The organism is Serratia sp. H402Y (assembly GCF_051172415.1).
GTDB classification, from domain to species: Bacteria; Pseudomonadota; Gammaproteobacteria; order Enterobacterales; family Enterobacteriaceae; genus Serratia; species Serratia ureilytica.
Map to the genome: position 1 here is coordinate 1,132,282 of NZ_JBPIYZ010000001.1, position 16,310 is coordinate 1,148,591.

At 54.1% G+C, this 16,310-nt stretch carries 21 protein-coding genes; 15 read left to right on the top strand and 6 right to left on the bottom strand.

Features of this window, described 5'->3' with window-relative positions; translation table 11 throughout:
* Nucleotides 1-35: 35 nt before the first annotated feature.
* The 8 genes from ACSBQS_RS05775 (at nucleotide 36) to ACSBQS_RS05810 (ending at nucleotide 7,287) form a co-directional block, all read left to right on the top strand.
* The gene (locus ACSBQS_RS05775; protein ID WP_434989940.1) at nucleotides 36-794 is read left to right on the top strand and encodes a phage baseplate assembly protein V; all 759 of its coding nucleotides are present in this window, start codon (nucleotides 36-38) and stop codon (nucleotides 792-794) included.
* Entirely contained in the window at nucleotides 791-1,141 is a 351-nt protein-coding gene (locus ACSBQS_RS05780) for a hypothetical protein (RefSeq protein WP_434989942.1), read from the top strand. The genes ACSBQS_RS05775 and ACSBQS_RS05780 overlap by 4 nt, the downstream gene beginning before the upstream one ends.
* Nucleotides 1,134-2,324 carry a baseplate J/gp47 family protein gene (locus ACSBQS_RS05785; protein ID WP_434989943.1) on the top strand — a complete coding sequence of 397 codons (1,191 nt, stop codon included), beginning with the start codon at nucleotides 1,134-1,136 and terminating at the stop codon, nucleotides 2,322-2,324. The genes ACSBQS_RS05780 and ACSBQS_RS05785 overlap by 8 nt, the downstream gene beginning before the upstream one ends.
* The gene (locus ACSBQS_RS05790) at nucleotides 2,321-2,899 is read left to right on the top strand and encodes a DUF2612 domain-containing protein (RefSeq protein WP_434989945.1); all 579 of its coding nucleotides are present in this window, start codon (nucleotides 2,321-2,323) and stop codon (nucleotides 2,897-2,899) included. Before ACSBQS_RS05785 ends, ACSBQS_RS05790 begins: the two co-directional genes overlap by 4 nt.
* Entirely contained in the window at nucleotides 2,900-3,811 is a 912-nt protein-coding gene (locus ACSBQS_RS05795) for a gp53-like domain-containing protein (protein WP_434989947.1), read from the top strand. It abuts the gene before it with no gap.
* A gap of 31 nt (nucleotides 3,812-3,842) precedes the next feature.
* Complete coding sequence (locus ACSBQS_RS05800) at nucleotides 3,843-5,876, top strand: SGNH/GDSL hydrolase family protein (RefSeq protein ID WP_434989949.1); 2,034 nt, start codon at nucleotides 3,843-3,845, stop codon at nucleotides 5,874-5,876.
* Between the two features lie 158 nt (nucleotides 5,877-6,034).
* Complete coding sequence (locus tag ACSBQS_RS05805) at nucleotides 6,035-6,433, top strand: S24 family peptidase (RefSeq protein ID WP_084969811.1); 399 nt, start codon at nucleotides 6,035-6,037, stop codon at nucleotides 6,431-6,433.
* 449 nt (nucleotides 6,434-6,882) lie between these two features.
* Entirely contained in the window at nucleotides 6,883-7,287 is a 405-nt protein-coding gene (locus ACSBQS_RS05810; RefSeq protein WP_342173903.1) for a hypothetical protein, read from the top strand.
* On the opposite strand, the gene ACSBQS_RS05815 is transcribed toward ACSBQS_RS05810, so the two are convergent.
* Both ACSBQS_RS05815 and ACSBQS_RS05820 read right to left on the bottom strand, forming a co-directional pair.
* Nucleotides 7,284-7,502, bottom strand: a complete 219-nt coding sequence (locus tag ACSBQS_RS05815) for a hypothetical protein (protein ID WP_004940942.1) — start codon at nucleotides 7,500-7,502, stop codon at nucleotides 7,284-7,286. The genes ACSBQS_RS05810 and ACSBQS_RS05815 overlap by 4 nt on opposite strands.
* Nucleotides 7,503-7,576: 74 nt before the next feature.
* The gene (locus ACSBQS_RS05820; RefSeq protein WP_033642719.1) at nucleotides 7,577-7,921 is read right to left on the bottom strand and encodes a hypothetical protein; all 345 of its coding nucleotides are present in this window, start codon (nucleotides 7,919-7,921) and stop codon (nucleotides 7,577-7,579) included.
* A 248-nt stretch (nucleotides 7,922-8,169) separates the two neighbouring features.
* On the opposite strand from ACSBQS_RS05820, the gene ACSBQS_RS05825 reads away from it, so the two are divergent.
* Nucleotides 8,170-8,520: a DUF4377 domain-containing protein gene (locus ACSBQS_RS05825; RefSeq protein WP_043141612.1), complete on the top strand. Its 351-nt coding sequence runs from the start codon at nucleotides 8,170-8,172 to the stop codon at nucleotides 8,518-8,520.
* A gap of 50 nt (nucleotides 8,521-8,570) precedes the next feature.
* Here ACSBQS_RS05825 and ACSBQS_RS05830 read toward each other — a convergent pair whose 3' ends face one another.
* Together ACSBQS_RS05830 and ACSBQS_RS05835 are read right to left on the bottom strand one after the other, a co-directional pair.
* Entirely contained in the window at nucleotides 8,571-8,873 is a 303-nt protein-coding gene (locus tag ACSBQS_RS05830; RefSeq protein ID WP_042784229.1) for a hypothetical protein, read from the bottom strand.
* A complete protein-coding gene (locus ACSBQS_RS05835; RefSeq protein ID WP_197666365.1) occupies nucleotides 8,873-9,649 on the bottom strand; it encodes a DUF4225 domain-containing protein in 777 nt (258 codons plus the stop codon). Before ACSBQS_RS05835 ends, ACSBQS_RS05830 begins: the two co-directional genes overlap by 1 nt.
* Nucleotides 9,650-9,925: 276 nt before the next feature.
* Between ACSBQS_RS05835 and fabV the strand changes: the two genes are divergently transcribed.
* From fabV to ACSBQS_RS05865, 6 genes are all read left to right on the top strand, one after another.
* Nucleotides 9,926-11,125, top strand: coding sequence for an enoyl-ACP reductase FabV (fabV, locus tag ACSBQS_RS05840; RefSeq protein ID WP_033642722.1), 1,200 nt, complete (start codon nucleotides 9,926-9,928; stop codon nucleotides 11,123-11,125).
* Between the two features lie 157 nt (nucleotides 11,126-11,282).
* Nucleotides 11,283-11,846: a DUF2975 domain-containing protein gene (locus ACSBQS_RS05845; RefSeq protein WP_197749751.1), complete on the top strand. Its 564-nt coding sequence runs from the start codon at nucleotides 11,283-11,285 to the stop codon at nucleotides 11,844-11,846.
* Between the two features lie 7 nt (nucleotides 11,847-11,853).
* A complete protein-coding gene (locus ACSBQS_RS05850) occupies nucleotides 11,854-12,069 on the top strand; it encodes a helix-turn-helix domain-containing protein (protein ID WP_025302459.1) in 216 nt (71 codons plus the stop codon).
* A 637-nt stretch (nucleotides 12,070-12,706) separates the two neighbouring features.
* The gene (locus ACSBQS_RS05855) at nucleotides 12,707-13,006 is read left to right on the top strand and encodes a hypothetical protein (protein ID WP_033642724.1); all 300 of its coding nucleotides are present in this window, start codon (nucleotides 12,707-12,709) and stop codon (nucleotides 13,004-13,006) included.
* A 61-nt stretch (nucleotides 13,007-13,067) separates the two neighbouring features.
* Entirely contained in the window at nucleotides 13,068-13,493 is a 426-nt protein-coding gene (locus ACSBQS_RS05860) for a hypothetical protein (RefSeq protein WP_089191557.1), read from the top strand.
* A gap of 33 nt (nucleotides 13,494-13,526) precedes the next feature.
* Nucleotides 13,527-13,862, top strand: coding sequence for a hypothetical protein (locus ACSBQS_RS05865; protein ID WP_047026275.1), 336 nt, complete (start codon nucleotides 13,527-13,529; stop codon nucleotides 13,860-13,862).
* A 37-nt stretch (nucleotides 13,863-13,899) separates the two neighbouring features.
* On the opposite strand, the gene dcuR is transcribed toward ACSBQS_RS05865, so the two are convergent.
* The gene (gene dcuR / locus ACSBQS_RS05870; RefSeq protein WP_033642727.1) at nucleotides 13,900-14,619 is read right to left on the bottom strand and encodes a two-component system response regulator DcuR; all 720 of its coding nucleotides are present in this window, start codon (nucleotides 14,617-14,619) and stop codon (nucleotides 13,900-13,902) included.
* Nucleotides 14,612-16,225, bottom strand: coding sequence for a sensor histidine kinase (locus ACSBQS_RS05875; RefSeq protein ID WP_342164952.1), 1,614 nt, complete (start codon nucleotides 16,223-16,225; stop codon nucleotides 14,612-14,614). Before ACSBQS_RS05875 ends, dcuR begins: the two co-directional genes overlap by 8 nt.
* Nucleotides 16,226-16,310 lie beyond the last annotated feature (85 nt).

Below are 16,310 nucleotides of genomic sequence, written 5' to 3' on the forward strand. Positions count from 1 at the left end.
ACCCGCTTCGGCGGGTTTTTTTATGGGAAAAATTCATGCCCGTATCCCTTACATCTCAAATCGGCGATAAGCAGCAGGCCGACCAGGCGCTGATCGACGCCATCAACGCAGGAATGCGCGTATCGATCCCCGGCATCATTCAATCCTTTGACGCGGACGCGGTGACCTGTGTTGTCCTGCCGGCCGTGAAAGGTTCCGAGCCGGAAAGCGCCGGCGGCGGAAATTCTGCCAGCTTGCCACTGTTGGTAGATGTGCCGGTCATTTTCCCTCGCGGCGGGGGCGTTACGCTCACGTTTCCGGTCAAGTCGGGTGACGAGTGCCTTCTTGTGTTTGCCGACCGTAGCATCGATTTCTGGTGGCAAAACGGCGGCGTGCAGGAGTCGGCCGCCGAACGCATGCACCACCTGTCTGATGCTTTCGCTATTGTCGGTCCGCAGTCTCAGGCCCAGAAAATCAGCGGTATCAGCACCAGCGCCGCGCAGCTGCGCACCGACGACGGCGCCGCATTTATAGAACTCGACCCCAGCAGCCACGCGGTGACTGTTACCACGCCGGGCAAGCTGACCGCCAGCGCGCAGGGCGGCACGGAGATCAGCTCCCCCGAGATTGTGCTCAACGGCAACGTGACCATCAACGGCAACCTGTCACAAGGCATGGGCGACGGAGGCGGCACGGCTACGATGCATGGGCCGGTGACCGTGAATAACGATGTCACTGCCGGCGGCATCAGCCTGCAGACGCACAAGCACGGTGGTGTAGAAACTGGCGGCGGCCAGACGGGAGGCCCGCAGTGAGATACCGTAAAGAAGACAAGAATGGCGATTACAGCTTCGGGCGCGGCGAGGGTGATTTCTTCATTAACACGCCCGAGGCTGTGGGCATGGCGGTGATCAGCCGCCTGCAGCTGCGAAAGGGCGAGTGGTTCCTCGATACCACCGCCGGCACCGACTGGACGCAGATACTCGGCAAATACACGTCGGGCCTCTATGACATCGTGATCCGCGAGCGCATCCTCGGCACGCCGAACGTGACCGAGATCGTCGAGTACCAGAGCCAGCGCGATGTTGATACGCGCGACCTCCTGATCACGGCCACGTTAAACACCGCCTTCGGTCAAACCTCGATAACAACCTATGTATGAAGACATTATCGATTCGATGCTGCCAAAAATAACGGCGGCAGGGATGAGCGCGCCTGAATTCCAGACCATCCTCACCGGGTGGCAGACGATTTTTCGCGGCATCTATGGCGATGACATCTACATCGAGCCAGACAGCAAAGACGGCGTGCTGTTGTCGCTGATCGCATACGCGATGCACGGCGGCAACAATGCGGCGATCGCCACCTGGAATGCGTTTAGCCCGGCGACCGGCACCGGTGCGGGGTTGGCGAGTAACGTCAAAATCAACGGTATCAGCCGAAAGGCGCCGTCAAATTCCACGGTTGACGTGAAGCTGATCGGTCAGGTTGGCATAGTCATCAGAAATGCCTCGGTACGCGACAGCGCCGGGAACCTCTGGGATTTGCCGGCAGAGGTGGAACTCGATATTCACGGCCAGGCGGTAGTAACTGCGACGGCGCAGAAGGCAGGCGCTATCACCGCGCTGTCCGGCGATGTTTCGCAAATCGCCACACCTACGCGCGGCTGGCAATCCGTCACGAACCCTGAAGCGGCCACCGCCGGCAAACCGGTGGAAACTGACGCCGAGCTGCGCCAGCGGCAGGCGCTCAGCGTCGCGCTACCGTCCCGAACTGTCATGGAAGGGCTGATAGGCGCCATTGCCAATATAACAGGCGTGACGCGCTACAAGGGCTACGACAACGACACATCCGAAACCGACATCAACGGCGTGCCAGCGCATTCGGTTTCGATGGTGGTAGACGGCGGCGATGCAGAAGAGATCGCCCGGATCATCGCGATAAAAAAATCACCTGGCGCGCCGACGTTCGGCACCACGATGGTGATCGTCAAGGACACCTACGGCACAGACAAGCCAATCCATTTCTTCCGGCCGACCAAAGTTCCGATTTGCGCCGCTATCAAAATTAAGGTGCTTCCTGGCTACACCAGCGACATCGGCGAAGACATAAAAAAAGCCGTGTCTGACTACATCAACACGCTTTACATCGGCGACACAGTCTATTTTTCGCGGCTCTACGTTCCCGCCGCGCTGGGCAACGCTGACAGCGGTAAAACCTATGACCTGATGACGGTAAGCATCGGCAAAGATGCGGTCGCGATGAATGAAGCCAATATCCCGATTCTGTTTAACGAGTCTGCGACCTGTTCGCCGGAGAATATCGCAATTATCACGGTGGCATGATGACCAACAAATACACCGCATTAATACCTGCCTATCATTGCCAATTCCCCAAATACTTCGCCACCGTCAATGCGGTTACTGAAGCGTTCGCGCGCCAACAGGACAGCACGCGCGGTATCGTGCCGGCCTTTGACCTCGACAACGCTATCGGCGCTCAGCTCGATGTTATCGGCCTGTGGGTGGGGCGCGGGCGCCGCATACGCGCGCCGGCAGTGAACCATTATTTTTCGTTCGATGATCCGAACCTAGGTTTCGACCTGGGAACGTGGAAGGGGCGTTATGACTCCGGTGATGAGTATATCGATCTGGATGACGACACCTATCGAACGGTGCTCCGCGCCAAAATCGGCGCCAACAATTGGGACGGCACAGTAGATACGCTGCCCGCCGTTCTGGCGGCCATTTATCCGGAAGGCGGTATCGCGATCACTTTTTCGGACAACTTGGATATGAGCATGACGATCACTGCTCGCGGTGCAGTAATACCCGCAATCACTAAAGAAATTATTCGGCAAGGTTATCTCTCGATTAAACCGATGGGGATCACCGTCAATTATGAAGTTGCGGAGGGATAAATGGCGAAGAATGAATTTAAACCGTTTGCCATCGGTGAATATGCAAACGTTTTGACCCAAACAGAATATGAAGCGCTTCCAGCCGTCGGAGCTGGGTATACGGCAGGTATAGCGAAAAGCGAGCAACTTAATAAAACATGGCGCCAGGCATCGGTAATGTCTGCCGTTTTAGGTGACTTTATTGCAGAGCAATCTGGTGATGATGTTCTCGATGATGGTGATTTAAATAAACTGAAACTATCACTTGAGAAAGCAATTCATCAATATTTGGCAGATAGCTCAGTCGATGGACGATATGTTTTAAAGACGCAGAAAGTTAACGGTAAATCGCTCTCCGGTGACATTGCACTATCCTCTGGTGACGTGGGCGCCCTGCCAATTACCGGGGGGACAATCACCGGGCCTATAAATACCCTTGGTGACGTTGGCACGCAAGGTGGAGTAGTGGTTTTTCGTCATGCAGATGGGCATCAAACTGGCGTAGTGGCAGCTTACGATGATGGTTCACTGGCTGTAAGCCGAAGTGATAGTGGTCGCGGTTTTGGCGTGGATGCCGCAGGGAATTTTTACACAACTAATGGAGTTCCAATTTTCGAGTCGGGCCAACGGGTTTACAGCCCAAACAATCGACCGGATGAACTGCATGTCGATGGCGATAATTGGTGGTCGCGTGATTCTGCAGGGAAAATCGTGCAGGGAGGAATAGTAAATCGTTCGGCCAACTCAAATCCCGTATCCTTTCCAATTCCATTCCCCAATAAATTACTATGCATCAAGTTGACATTAAGACAGGTTAGTGAAAGCGGTGGTTCCACTGACAATATAATTGCACAAGGGGCTAGTAATTCTGGGTTCAATGTGTGGATGAACGCTAACGAATTATCAGCATATTGGGAAGCAACAGGGTATTAACTGTTTCAACAATTAAACTGAGAATAAATTTATGTCGAATAACGATTTGCCAGTCACTGACGTGGTAGGGGTTTCTGTTACCCTTGGTCAGCGCCGCACTGCCGGCGCATCAGCAGGTGATGCATACGCCCAGGCGGCACAAGGTAGCGCAATTTCGGCGGCCAATTCTGCAGCGAAGGCTTCGCAGGCTGAACTTGGCGCAGTAGAAGCCGCCCACGGCGTGGCTGAGAATGCAGTCATCTCGACAGACGCCGCTACTAAGGCAGAGGCGGCCGCAGAAAACGCCCAGAACATCGCAGATGCCAATACCCACTACACATCACCAACAGACCCTGACGGTACGATTGCGGGTATTGCTAGCACGCCAGACGGGAAAATGTTCCGTGTTGCAATTCAAGATGGTGCAGGCGTTACCATTTCATTTAACTATTACAAGAACGAATCAGGGGTGGCTAAATTTATAAATTCCGACCCAAGCAAGAGGTTTGTTGAGCACGTAAATGATTCTGTTGTTAACTTAAATCAAAGAGTAGGGATTAAGTTGTACGACCAAACAATGAATGTGCGTAACTATTATGTAGTGGCGGGCGGTGTAGATGCTGGAAAAATTAAACCGACTGCTACTACCCCAACAATAGTAACTTACTACCCGGTTGAGCCTGGGCAAACATATAGGATAGAGTCGCCAGATTTTAGGACGGATTTTTTTGCTATGGCTCTTAAAGTCGATAGCAACGTAACAGGCGACACGCTTGGACTCTTAAAACTAAGTGGAACAGGTTCAGTTAGGGAGTTTACCGTTCCCGCCGACAGCCCCGCTAAATTCGCGTTCATGAATGTGATGATAACAAACGGTGGGTTTGATATTACGCAGAGCGTGGCTGTTCAGGTTGATGTAATAAAACAAGTTGATGGTATAGACATATATGATCAGTATGCGCGCGAGGATATGCTTGTAGACAGCATGTCTCTTATTGAAGACATGGGAGGTGAGTTATATAACTCATTAAACAATAAATCAAACTACTTTGTTCGTGCGCTTGGTGAAAATGCCGGAAATATCGAGTCATCAACAGGGACTGTTTTGAATGTCTTTCCTGTAACTGCTGGAAAAGAGTATACAGTTAGTGCCTCATCGTTCAATGCAAGTTACTTTGCCATTACTCTGAAGACGGATAATCTTGTCACAGGAGCTACGCTCGGACTTGTTACCCTGAGTGGATCTGGCACTACACGCTCGTTTACCGTTCCTGCCGACAGCTCCGCTAAATTTGCGTTCATGAACGTGTATCTACCGGGCCCAGCATGGGACATTCGGCCGACATTATCGATCATCGGGCCTGTGCAAAAAATGTCTGCACTAAAAGCCTACGGAATTGTGGATACCAGAGCACGACAATTAATCGCTGAAATTGAGGGGCAAAAAAACTCACCAATAAAGGGGAAATCGTGGGCCGCAATTGGGGATAGTATCACCGCAGAAAACTTTAGAACAAAGAAAAACTACCACGCTTATGTTAAAGAAAATGTAGGAGGAATGGATGTTTACAACTATGGTATCAGCGGAACAGGATATTATGGCCGCTCTGGGGTTGCAGATACAATTACCGAAAACCCAGATTATTTAACTGTATTTTTCGGCACAAACGATTGGGGACAGATCAGCAATTCGAAGCCGCTCGGTTCATTTCTTGACACAGGCACTGCGACGATTTCTGGTTGCATCAATACGTGTCTGCTCGGCCTGATCACAAAGTTCTACTCGAAGAAAATAGCCGTGTTCACTCCGCTGCCGCGGCTGGACAACTGGGGAAGCAACGCGGCACCTAATGCCGTCGGCTATACGCTTGAACAGCTTTCTGAGCTGATTAAGCGATATGCTGCGCACTACTCAATCCCGTGCCTTGATCTATACCATGTAGCGAATTTACCCGTGTATGTGCCTGCAGCCAACTCATACTATTTCACGTACCCGGGTGGTTCTGCGCCCGATGGTTTACACCCGAACGATGCCGGACACATCGTGATGGCCGCAAAAATACAGGCGTTTCTCGAGTCGATTTAACAGTACGTCACGCCGGGAGGGAACCCGGTCATTCATAGAAACTATCTTTCTTTATCGATCAGGCATCTGTCATTTTCGAGCTGAATCTATCTTCACATCGGTTTTTTCTTACGCTTATACTGTATTTGTATACAGTATTTGTTGTGAGGTAAAACACTATGGGAATGATGCCAAAATTTGCTAGCCCGGCAGCAGACTACGTTGAGCGCCGCTTGAGCCTTGACGAGATCTGCATTTCAAAGCCGAGCGCTACTTATCTGCTCCGCGCCGCCGGCCAGGCGATGGCGGTCGGTATCCACGCTGACGCGTTGCTTGTTGTCGATTCGTCGGCGACGCCGGTACACGGCAGCATTATCGTAGCTGCGGAGGAAGGCGCCCACGTGCTGCGCCGGCTTCGCCTTTACCCGAATCGAGCGCTCGAATTTCTGGACGGCTCGGGCCGGGAAACTGAACTCGGTAATGAAGATTCGGAAGAAGGGATCGAGGTGTTCGGCGTGGTGATGTACTGCGTGAACGACATGCGGAGTTGTGAATGGGATGACCTGCCGGTTATTTGATGACCGGTCATTAACGCAGCGATCACGGCCGAATTTATCCCGAACTGATCCGAGAACTTTGGTAAATGACTGAAATTAAAGAAAGGAAATGCAAGGTATAGCAAGGGACTGTGAAAGGGTTTTATGTTTTAACTATTTGTTTTTTATTGCTATTTTAATTACTTTGCGCATAAAGGAATCGTATTCGGTCTTTTTTTGTGTGTTTGATTTATAAGTAAATTTCACCTAAGACGCCAGCAACAATCCCCGTTTCTCTTTTCGCGTCACAGCCATCAGTCCGAGCTCCCGTCTCACCCCCCAACCGCACCTATCGCTAATTTGGCCGCACCAAAAGTCATTACGTCATCTATGGCGCTGATAAGCTTCGGCCATTGCTCCCATCAACGGTTTAACGAGAGTGTCATTATGGGAAATATCCCGGCATCAGGCGCTATAAAAGGTAACCCGCAGTGAACGAGCAACTGAGTCAATTAAAGATGATGTTGCCCGGCTATCTCAATGCGTGGCGTGAGGGGGCCTTACCCTCTGACTGGGAGCAGGTGGCTAATCCTGAAGTAGTCGCCGCCCTGCTGGCGGAGTGGGAGGCGCTCAGCGAGTTGGCCTCTCGGTTCGACACCGCCACTGAAACACGCGCCGATGCCACCGCGTTTTGGCGGGCGCGCGCCGAGCTGATGGCGCAGCGCAATCGTGATCTGATGGCCCAACTGGCGACGCCAATCCGTTTGCCCGGCGCGCGGGTGGCCTTTTTTGGCTATGTGAAAACGGCCGTGATGGACGCCAGGCAGGTTAAGGCGGCGATTCGCGATGCCGGTTTTATCGTTGCGGGCGGCGCTCCCAATAAGAACACGGCTTAACGCGGTTTCTTCTCAAATTTCTCGGCAAAAAAGAACCGCAGCAATTTATGGGTCCACAGCAGGATGGCGCCGACCACCACCAGCGAGACGACGAAATGCGACAGATTTTTAGGCGCGGCGTAGCCGTGGGTAAAGGAGACCCCCGCGCCGCTGAGCAGCAGAGTGGCGATCCAGAAGCCGAGCAGCAGGCATAAGGTACGAAACAGTTTAAACATGGTTATCACCAAAAATACGGAAAGCACCGACCGAACGGAGAGGTTCAGCCGGGGCTTTGATTAATTAAAACCGCTTAGCGCGAACAGGTATTGCCGCCTTTATTGCTATTGCAGTTGCTGCCGCTGTTTTTGTTGCCGCCTTTCCCCATACCGACGTTGCCGCCGCCTTTGCTGCCTTCCTTGAAGCAGCCGCCGTTGAGCGCGCCTACCGCCAGGCCGCCAAGGCCACCCAGAGAACCGGTGATCACGCCGTTAACGCAATCCGGCGAGGTGTGCTTGCCGTAGAATCCCTGATTGGATGACCCGCCCCCGTTCTTGTTGCCGCCGTTGTTGTTGACGCGGCCATTGCTGCCGCGGTTGTCGGCAAAGTTACCGGCGCCGGCGATCAGGTGAAAGTGTTTGGCATCGATCTCTTGCATAAAATTCCCTCTTTATCGATTCAGTTAAATTCAGTAAAGCTTGCGCAAGCCAGCTGTTTTTAACAGAAAAAATAGCGGGGGTAATTACCGGTTCGGATAAGAACAGGGGGTTTATTTTGCGATATTTTCTAGACTGATAGAGCACCGAGGAATGATATTTTGGGCGTGTGGATCCGTATCGCTATCCGTTCTCTTGAGCCGGTTAATTTGTTAGCATGGCGCCCCTGGATGACTATTGGTGCAGTACATTGAAAATTAAAGCGTTGTTATTTGTTGCGTTGGCCGCGCTGGCCGGCTGCAGCCAGGAAGGAACCTCGATGAATCAACCCGTAAACGCGAAAGAAGGCCAAACGGAAGTGTTGTTGGTCAACAGCGCGCTGGTGGACTGCGTGGGCGTCGGCCCGATGAAGTGCATGCAGGTGCGCCGCTCCGCGCAGCAGCCGTGGGAGTTGTTCTATACCGGCATCGAGGGTTTCACCTTCGAACCAGGCTATCAGTATCGGCTGAAAGTGCGCGTCACCCCGGTGGAGAACGTACCGGCCGACGCCTCATCGCTGCGTTACACGCTGATCGAGCAGTTGGAAAAGCACAAGGCGTAATGGATCTATCTCGTCACCACCAAATGGCGTTTCATTTGGTGGTGACGTTTTCAGGAAAGTTTGTCTTTTTTCTTTCTTTTGGAGGATTCGAAAGTGGCGAAGGCATGTGCAAGAGCAAACCCCAGCGCACAGTAGCGTAGAGGCCAATTTTCTTTGGCCCATGTTTCAGAGTCAGCAATAAACATCGTGTTGCCGTTGGCAAAAAGGGTAAATTGCCAGCAAAGGATTAAAAAGCATATCGTAACCAGAACGACATAACCCTTGGAACCCAGAGACGGTCTGAAGACGTATTTCACGGCCAGACAGGCCGCGGCAGCGAGAGTAGAAAAAATATAATATAAAGTCGGTTCCATCACTGTTCCTGGCTGCTTTTATAAATGGAATTAATGGTTGAGACATCTGCGCCACCTTCAAGCATCAAGCTGGCTCTTCCCATGTTCCTCCAACCGCGAATATAGTCTGTATTGATGTAACGAAATAATCGCCAGGCTTCGGGTTTCAGCGACAGTTTTAGTAAACCATAGCCTGATAACAGTAAGTCTACGCCACCTAACGCCATGTCTGCTGCTGAATGGGAATAGCCTAGCGTTGAAGCCGCAGAACGGTACATCATTCGGCCTGGACCAATAGTATTCTTGCCAAATAACAGCGTATAACCGTTTTCGTAGACATTATTGATGCCATTGATTAAAAGTAACGTTCCTGGAATGGCTCCGACGCCAGTCCAATCCAAGCCCACGCCGAGTAAAATTTGTGCTATTCCCGAGAGGAAGCCAACGCCGGCTAACACGTAGGTCACTACGGCGTCATGACTGACTTTCTTTCTCATTACGGCATAAGGTGTCACGGCGTCAGTTCGCAATAAGCGATCTTGCTCAGAAAGCGATTGATATTCTTGCTTCATTTCTCTCATTGCAACATTCGCCGCTTCACCTACTTGTTGGCATTTTTGCAATTTATCATTCACAAAGCAGTGCATCTCATGTCTGAAGGCATTACCGACTGTCCGATCTTTTAAAAAGTCCCTATTAACGCGCTCTGAGAGTTCTAAAAGCATACGTCCTTGTTGACGAGCCATCGTTTGCGAGTAGGTATTTAAACGTTCCTTTAGTAACAGTGGATTATCCATTTTTCTTTGTTCCTCCCTGGATTTCGACCGAAAAACAGCCACACCATAACGCAACGCCAGAAGCATGATCAACTTTTGCTGATTTTAAGAGGGAAGGCTTGAACGCGCTGAGGGTGCGAAGCGTGGCGCGTGGAGGCATCACGATGCGGAGTTGGGCAACCCTGATCCCTCGACTAAACTGGTCTGTTCACTGCGCTTGTTTTCGCACTTTCTTAAGTATATCGAGAAAATCAGGTATATTGTCCTTCGGTTTTTAGCTACCAAGAAAAAATTACTATGATTATCAAACCTAAAATTCGTGGTTTTATCTGCACCACCGCTCACCCGGCAGGCTGTGAAGCCAACGTCCGTGAGCAAATCGCCTACGTTAAGTCGCGCGGCGAACTGAAAAACGGGCCTAAAAAGGTGCTGGTCATTGGTGCATCCACCGGTTACGGTCTGGCCTCGCGCATCAATGCCGCTTTCGGCAGCGGTGCGGCCACCATCGGCGTATTTTTCGAGAAGCCTGGCAGCGAAGGCAAAACCGGTTCCGCCGGTTGGTACAACTCCGCCGGTTTCGACAAGGCAGCTAAAGAAGAAGGCCTGTACGCGAAAAGCATCAACGGCGACGCATTTTCCAACGAGTGCCGTCAGACCGTTATCGATCTGATCAAGAAAGACCTGGGTCAGGTTGACCTGGTGGTTTACTCGCTGGCTTCGCCGGTGCGTAAGATGCCGGAAACCGGCGAAGTGGTGCGTTCCGCACTGAAGCCGATCGGCGAGCCGTACAAATCCGTCGCGCTGGACACCAACAAAGACGTGCTGGTTGAGGCCGTGGTCGAGCCGGCCAACGAGCAAGAAATCGCCGACACCGTGAAGGTGATGGGCGGCCAGGACTGGCAGCTGTGGATGGACGCGCTGGACGAAGCGGGCGTGCTGGCGGATAACGCGCAGTCTGTCGCTTACTCCTACATCGGTACCGATCTGACCTGGCCAATCTATTGGCACGGTACGCTGGGCAAGGCGAAAGAAGATCTGGATCGCGCGGCGCACGCCATCAACCAGAAGCTGCAGGCCAAAGGCGGCGCGGCTTACGTTGCGGTGCTCAAGTCGGTGGTGACGCAGGCTTCTTCCGCCATTCCGGTGATGCCGCTGTATATCTCCATCGTGTTCAAGATCATGAAGGAGCAGGGCATTCACGAAGGCTGCATCGAGCAGATCCAGCGTCTGTTCGCCACCAAGCTTTACAGCGGTGCGGCGCCGGATACCGACGAGAAACACCGTCTGCGCCTGGATGACTGGGAACTGCGTGACGAAGTGCAGGAAACCTGCCGTGAAATCTGGAAGCAGCTGAACGACAGCAACATCAACGAACTGACGGATTACCAGGGCTACAAGGCGGAATTCCTGCGCCTGTTCGGCTTCGGTCTGCAGGGCGTTGATTACGATGCCGATCTGAGCGGCGAAGCCAACTTCGACGTGATCGAACTGGTCTAAGCGCGTCGAGCGGTCAAACAAGGTCGGGTTAGCCCGGCCTTTTTTATTGTGCGCGCGTTGGCGACCACCGCCTGACTCATCAGTCCACTTGATCATTGACAGCAATAAATTATCGTTTTACGATAATTTATTGCTGTTGATTAAGGGATAGAAAATTATGGGCGCTGCGCCAAGGATCCATCTGCCGCTGTATGTGCGTTGTCTGTGTTTGCTCATTATGGCGATGCTGATCGTCAGCACCTGCGTTGAGATGTTCATCATCGTGCGGGACTGGCTGCAGGGCGTAGCCTATCGCGATATCGTCGCCTCTTACCGGGAATATTACCCGGAGCTACTCGCCTACGCGATCCCGCAGCAACGCTGGGCGCTGTTCGCCACGCTGGTTATCGACATGCTCGGTTATTTGCCCTATTACAGCGCGCTGCTGTGCGGCGCCGGGCTGTTTTATCAATTCTTCCGCGGCAACGTGTGGCATCGCAACAATATGGTGCTGTTGCAGATCATTGGCATCTTGCTGATCGTCGATGTGTTGTTCCCGTCGTTAGCCGGTCTGCTGCAGGTGATGGTATTGACCGCCGATGAAAAAATGCTGTTTATCCTTTATTATGGCGTCAATAGCGAGTCGGTGCGCTCGCTGATCGTAGGCTGCGCAATCCTGGTATTTAGCCGGGTATTTCTGGAAGCGTTGCGGCTGAATGAAGAACAGCTTTCTTTCGTGTGAGAATAGAGTGGCAATAATCGTAAGTCTTGATGTCATGTTGGCCAAAAGGAAGATGCGTTCAAAGGAGCTGGCGGAGCAGGTGGGGATCACCGAGCAAAACCTGTCTCTGTTGAAAAACGGCAAGGTCAAGGGAGTCAGGCTGGAAACGCTGGACAAGATCTGCCGCATTCTCGACTGCCAGCCTGGCGATCTGCTGGCCTGGCAGCCGGACGGCGAAGAGTAAGATCCCAGCGCACTCGGAAGTGCGCTGAGCCTGCTGGCCCATTTCTGCGATTAGCGTTGTCTTATTGAACGATATTTGTTTGATTCAGGTTAATTAAAATAACGGGTGATTAACACTTGCGTATTCTTTTTGTCGCAGGCGATTGCATGCGGCGAAAGTTATTAAACTAAATAAACTCGTTTTTCATTTACCGTCACTACCAATAGCGTTATTTTAAGGGAAATAGTATGACATGGCGTAATTCTCTTCTGGCATTGTGTCTTGTATTAAACGGATGCAGTGCCATTCACCCCACTGTTTCATCCTCATCCTCCTCCACTCACTGGGGGAATTGGGGAACACCGCAGCCCGCAACGCGAGAACAGAAACAGCGCATTATCGCCGGCGAATCCGCCGCTGCCGTGCTGAATGAAGGCCGGGTCGGTATCGGCGGTACGCTGGACTGGTCGAAAATAGGGGGGCGCTAACCGCCGCTCTTTATTCGGCGGGGCGGCAGACGTTATCTCAAAGATATTGTGGAACGGTTTATTATTAATTCGCTACTCTGTTTTTCCGATGCATTATTTATCTTTAAACGATGAATCTCTGCTTGTTGAATATATATCAACATACCCAGACATCCTTACAGGAGTTTTCAATGGCAAAGCGTATTGTCGCCATGTTGATAATGTCGTTGTTGAGTCTGCAAGCAAATGCGGCCCGTTACGATCGGCAATGCGAGGGAATTTCTCCCGTGCTGTTTCAGAAGAAATTGAAAGAGCTGGCGCATGGCCTGCGACAAGAGATGGCTGAGCCGACCCCGCCCACGGAGAATGAGGCCGAAACCCTGGCGCGTCTGGCGGAATGCGATGCCGAAAACGCGAAAGCGCCGGCGACGGGAGGGCAACATGCGCCCGATCCCGCGGAGCCTCAGGTGTCTTCACTCAACGGCTGTTGAACGGTTCTCTGCGTCGTTTTTCGCGGCGCGCCCCAGTCGGCTTATTCATGGAGCTTGTGTATTGAAACTACCTTCGTTAATCGCTGCGGCGCTGGCGCTGCTGGCCTCATTTTGCAGTCAGGCGTTCATCGATCGCCATTCCTCGCCCGGCGCCTCGACGGAAAGTCCCTCTGCGGCGGGGTGTCCGGCGCGGCTGGATGGCTTGTTGCAGCATATTTGGTTGGCTGAACAGATTCAGGCGGAGCGCATGCAGCTGGCGCTGCTGCGTGCGGAGCGGGAAGCGTTGGAAATCCGGTTGCAAACGCAGGAAGCGGCGAGACCTTCCGCGCAGGGGCATCAGAGCGCCCGAACGGCCTGTGAGCAGGGTGCCGATATCGTCCGTTGCCTGTCGCTGCGTCTGCGGCGGACGTCTCTGACGGGGCCGCATCGGCCGTTTGTCGGCGTTTATTGCCGCGCCTGGCTGAATGGCCGGCCGCTGAATTGCTAAAGATGAGAACAGGGATTTGTCAGGAGTTTATCGATGAAGAGGCTAGTGTTGGCCGGCGTGGCCCTGTGTTGCGCCTGCTTTGCGCAGGCGCGGGTGGATTTGGAATACCACGCGGCGCCGCCGAAGGACAATAAAGTCCCCGAGGAGTACCAGAAAAAACGCAGCGCGCTGCGCCACAAGGTGTGGAATGTCGACAGCCTGACGCAGGCCAATGAGCAAGCGATCGCGCGTGAGCAGCAGCGCGAGGCCGCAGAAGCCGCCAAGCGGCAGCAGCGTCAGCTGGAGCAGCAGCAGAAAAAGCGGCGCTGCCTGCGGATACACTCGAAAGATCCTCACCGCGAGGCGAGGTGTTACATGTACAACTTCTAGCTTTCAACGTCCGGGCGCTTTCTGCGCCCGGCGTCGTTTATGCCGGGCGGCAATGCTCTTTCAGCATGGCGATCGCGTCCGGCTTCAGTTGATACAGATAGACCGGGCGGCCCGTCGCGCCGTACAGAATGCGGGTGCCGAGAATGCCGCTTTCCGCCAGGTAGATGAGGTACTTGCGGCAGGACACCCGCGAAATGCCGATGGCGTTGGCCAGGTTGTCGGTGGAGAATTCGCTGTCGTGCTGCTGTTCTATCCACTCGCAGACCGTGCTCAGGGTGATGCTGGTCAGGCCCTTCGGCAGCTTTTTGCTCTCCTGGCCGCCGGGCTGGCGGCGCAGCAGGCTGTCGACGTCGGCCTGCGAGAACTCGCGCTGCGCCAGCAGCTGCGACTGTTGCCGATAGTGGCTGAGCGCCTCCTTGAAGCGGCTGAACTGGAACGGTTTGATCAGGTAATCCACCACGCCGTAGTGCAGCGCCTTTTGCACTGTGTTCACATCGCTGGCGGAAGAGATGATGATCACATCGGTCTTCTCGCCGAGCTCGCGCAGGCCGGGCAGCAGATCCAGCCCGTTCTCCTGCTGCATGTAGATATCCAGCAGCACCAGATCGATGCTGACGCTGGCGTCGGCCAGCAGGGCGCGCGCCTGGCCCAGGGTGGCGACCGTCGCCTGGCAGTGAAAACCGCCGATCTGGCTCAGGTAATATTTGTTCAGCTCCGCCACCATCGGGTCGTCGTCGACAATCAGTACGTTAATCATGGGTTCCGCTCTTGGCCTGATAGGGAAGGTGCACGAAAAATTGGGTCAGCTCGCCCGGTTCGGACTCGAAATCGATGCCGCCGCCCAGTTTCTCCAGATGGCTGCGGATCAGCGCCAGGCCGATGCCGCGTCCCGTTCCCTTGGTGGAAAATCCGTGTTCAAAGATGTGCGCGGCGATCTCCGGATCGATGCCGGGGCCGTCGTCGCTGACGATACAGTGTAATTGATCGTCGTGGTGATGGAAGCTCAGGCCGATCTCGTGGCCTTCAACGCCATCGATGGCGTCGATGGCGTTTTCGATCAGGTTGCCGAGCACGCTGATCAGCACGTGCGTGGTTTCCGCGTCGTCGGTTTCCGGCAGCAGGCTGGTTTCCTCGATGGTCAGTTCGATGCCGGCTTCGTGGGCGCGGCTGATCTTGCCGATGAAGAAGCCCGCCACTTCCGGCGAGTGGATCTTGCGCAGCAGCGCGCCGATCTCTTCCTGGTAGTTGCTGGCGGTATTGATGATGTAGTTTTCCAACTGCTGATAAGCCTTCATGTGCAGCATGCCGAGTATCACGTGCAGCTTGTTCATAAATTCGTGCGACTGCACCCGCAGGGCATCGGCGTAGTGCGCCATGCCGCTCAGGCGCTGCAGCAGCCGGCTGACCTCGGTCTTGTCGCGGAAGGTGGCGATGGCGCCGGTCACCTGGCCGTTGACGATCACCGGCACGGTATTGGTCAGCAGTTCGCTGCCGTTGAAGCTGATCTGTCGATCGCGCAGCGGCTTGCCGCTGGCCAGCACTTCCGCCAGATGCAGCTGCGCCGGCCAATGCTTGCTGGCGGCGTCCAGCAGCAGGTTTTCCACCGGGCCGCTCTGGCGCAGCAGGCGCTTGGCCTCGTCGTTGACGATGGTGATGCGGGAATCATTATCGACCGCGATCACGCCTTCTTTAATCGACTGCAGCATGGCGTTGCGCTGCTCGAACAGGGTGGAGATTTCGTAAGGCTCGAAACCCAGCATGATGCGTTTGAGCGCGGAGACCAGGAAAAAAGTGCCCAAGCTGCCGACCAGCGCGGCGAAGGCGATGGTCCAATAGATGATCCAGCGGCTTTCCGCCACCACCCGCTGCACGGTGTCCAGCGCGATGCCGAGCGCCACCACGCCGATTTGCCGCCGCTGCTCGTCATACACCGGCACGAACACCCGCAGCGCCGGGGCCAGCGTGCCGCGGTTGATGGCGCTGTTGACGTTGCCCTGCAGCGCCGGCGCCAGATCTTCGCCGATGAAATGTTTGCCGATCAGCCAGGGTTTGGGATGCGAATAGCGGATGCCCTGCATATCCACCACCACCACGAACAGCAGCTCGTTTTGATGGCGCACCTGCTCGGCGAAGCGCTGCACGGCGCCGCTTTGATCGCGTCGCTGCAGGCCGTCTATCACGGTGCTCGAGAGCGCCAGCGTGTTGGCGATAGCGATGGCTTTTTGCTGCAGCTGCTCTTGCCCTTCGCGGCTCATCTGCACGAAAAACAGCGCGAACACCACCAGCAGCACCGAAGCGATGATGGCGGACACCATCAGCGTGATGGAGGTGCTCAGCTTGAGCGGCACCCGTTGTTTTGGCATGGCGGTTCTCCGAATGGCGATATCACGGCGTATTCTAGCGAGGAATGAGGCAAGCTGCAGTTACCGGCAGCAGGTTATAGCATGC

Bases quoted from the DNA above. Each gene is read 5' to 3' on its own strand.
- ACSBQS_RS05775 (WP_434989940.1), top strand. From the start codon at position 36: ATGCCCGTATCCCTTACATCTCAAATCGGCGATAAGCAGCAGGCCGAC.
- ACSBQS_RS05785 (WP_434989943.1), top strand. From the start codon at position 1,134: ATGTATGAAGACATTATCGATTCGATGCTGCCAAAAATAACGGCGGCA.
- ACSBQS_RS05790 (WP_434989945.1), top strand. From the start codon at position 2,321: ATGATGACCAACAAATACACCGCATTAATACCTGCCTATCATTGCCAA.
- ACSBQS_RS05795 (WP_434989947.1), top strand. From the start codon at position 2,900: ATGGCGAAGAATGAATTTAAACCGTTTGCCATCGGTGAATATGCAAAC.
- ACSBQS_RS05800 (WP_434989949.1), top strand. From the start codon at position 3,843: ATGTCGAATAACGATTTGCCAGTCACTGACGTGGTAGGGGTTTCTGTT.
- ACSBQS_RS05805 (WP_084969811.1), top strand. From the start codon at position 6,035: ATGGGAATGATGCCAAAATTTGCTAGCCCGGCAGCAGACTACGTTGAG.
- ACSBQS_RS05815 (WP_004940942.1), bottom strand. From the start codon at position 7,502: ATGTTTAAACTGTTTCGTACCTTATGCCTGCTGCTCGGCTTCTGGATC.
- ACSBQS_RS05820 (WP_033642719.1), bottom strand. From the start codon at position 7,921: ATGCAAGAGATCGATGCCAAACACTTTCACCTGATCGCCGGCGCCGGT.
- ACSBQS_RS05830 (WP_042784229.1), bottom strand. From the start codon at position 8,873: ATGGAACCGACTTTATATTATATTTTTTCTACTCTCGCTGCCGCGGCC.
- ACSBQS_RS05835 (WP_197666365.1), bottom strand. From the start codon at position 9,649: ATGGATAATCCACTGTTACTAAAGGAACGTTTAAATACCTACTCGCAA.
- fabV (WP_033642722.1), top strand. From the start codon at position 9,926: ATGATTATCAAACCTAAAATTCGTGGTTTTATCTGCACCACCGCTCAC.
- ACSBQS_RS05845 (WP_197749751.1), top strand. From the start codon at position 11,283: ATGGGCGCTGCGCCAAGGATCCATCTGCCGCTGTATGTGCGTTGTCTG.
- ACSBQS_RS05855 (WP_033642724.1), top strand. From the start codon at position 12,707: ATGGCAAAGCGTATTGTCGCCATGTTGATAATGTCGTTGTTGAGTCTG.
- ACSBQS_RS05865 (WP_047026275.1), top strand. From the start codon at position 13,527: ATGAAGAGGCTAGTGTTGGCCGGCGTGGCCCTGTGTTGCGCCTGCTTT.
- dcuR (WP_033642727.1), bottom strand. From the start codon at position 14,619: ATGATTAACGTACTGATTGTCGACGACGACCCGATGGTGGCGGAGCTG.
- ACSBQS_RS05875 (WP_342164952.1), bottom strand. From the start codon at position 16,225: ATGCCAAAACAACGGGTGCCGCTCAAGCTGAGCACCTCCATCACGCTG.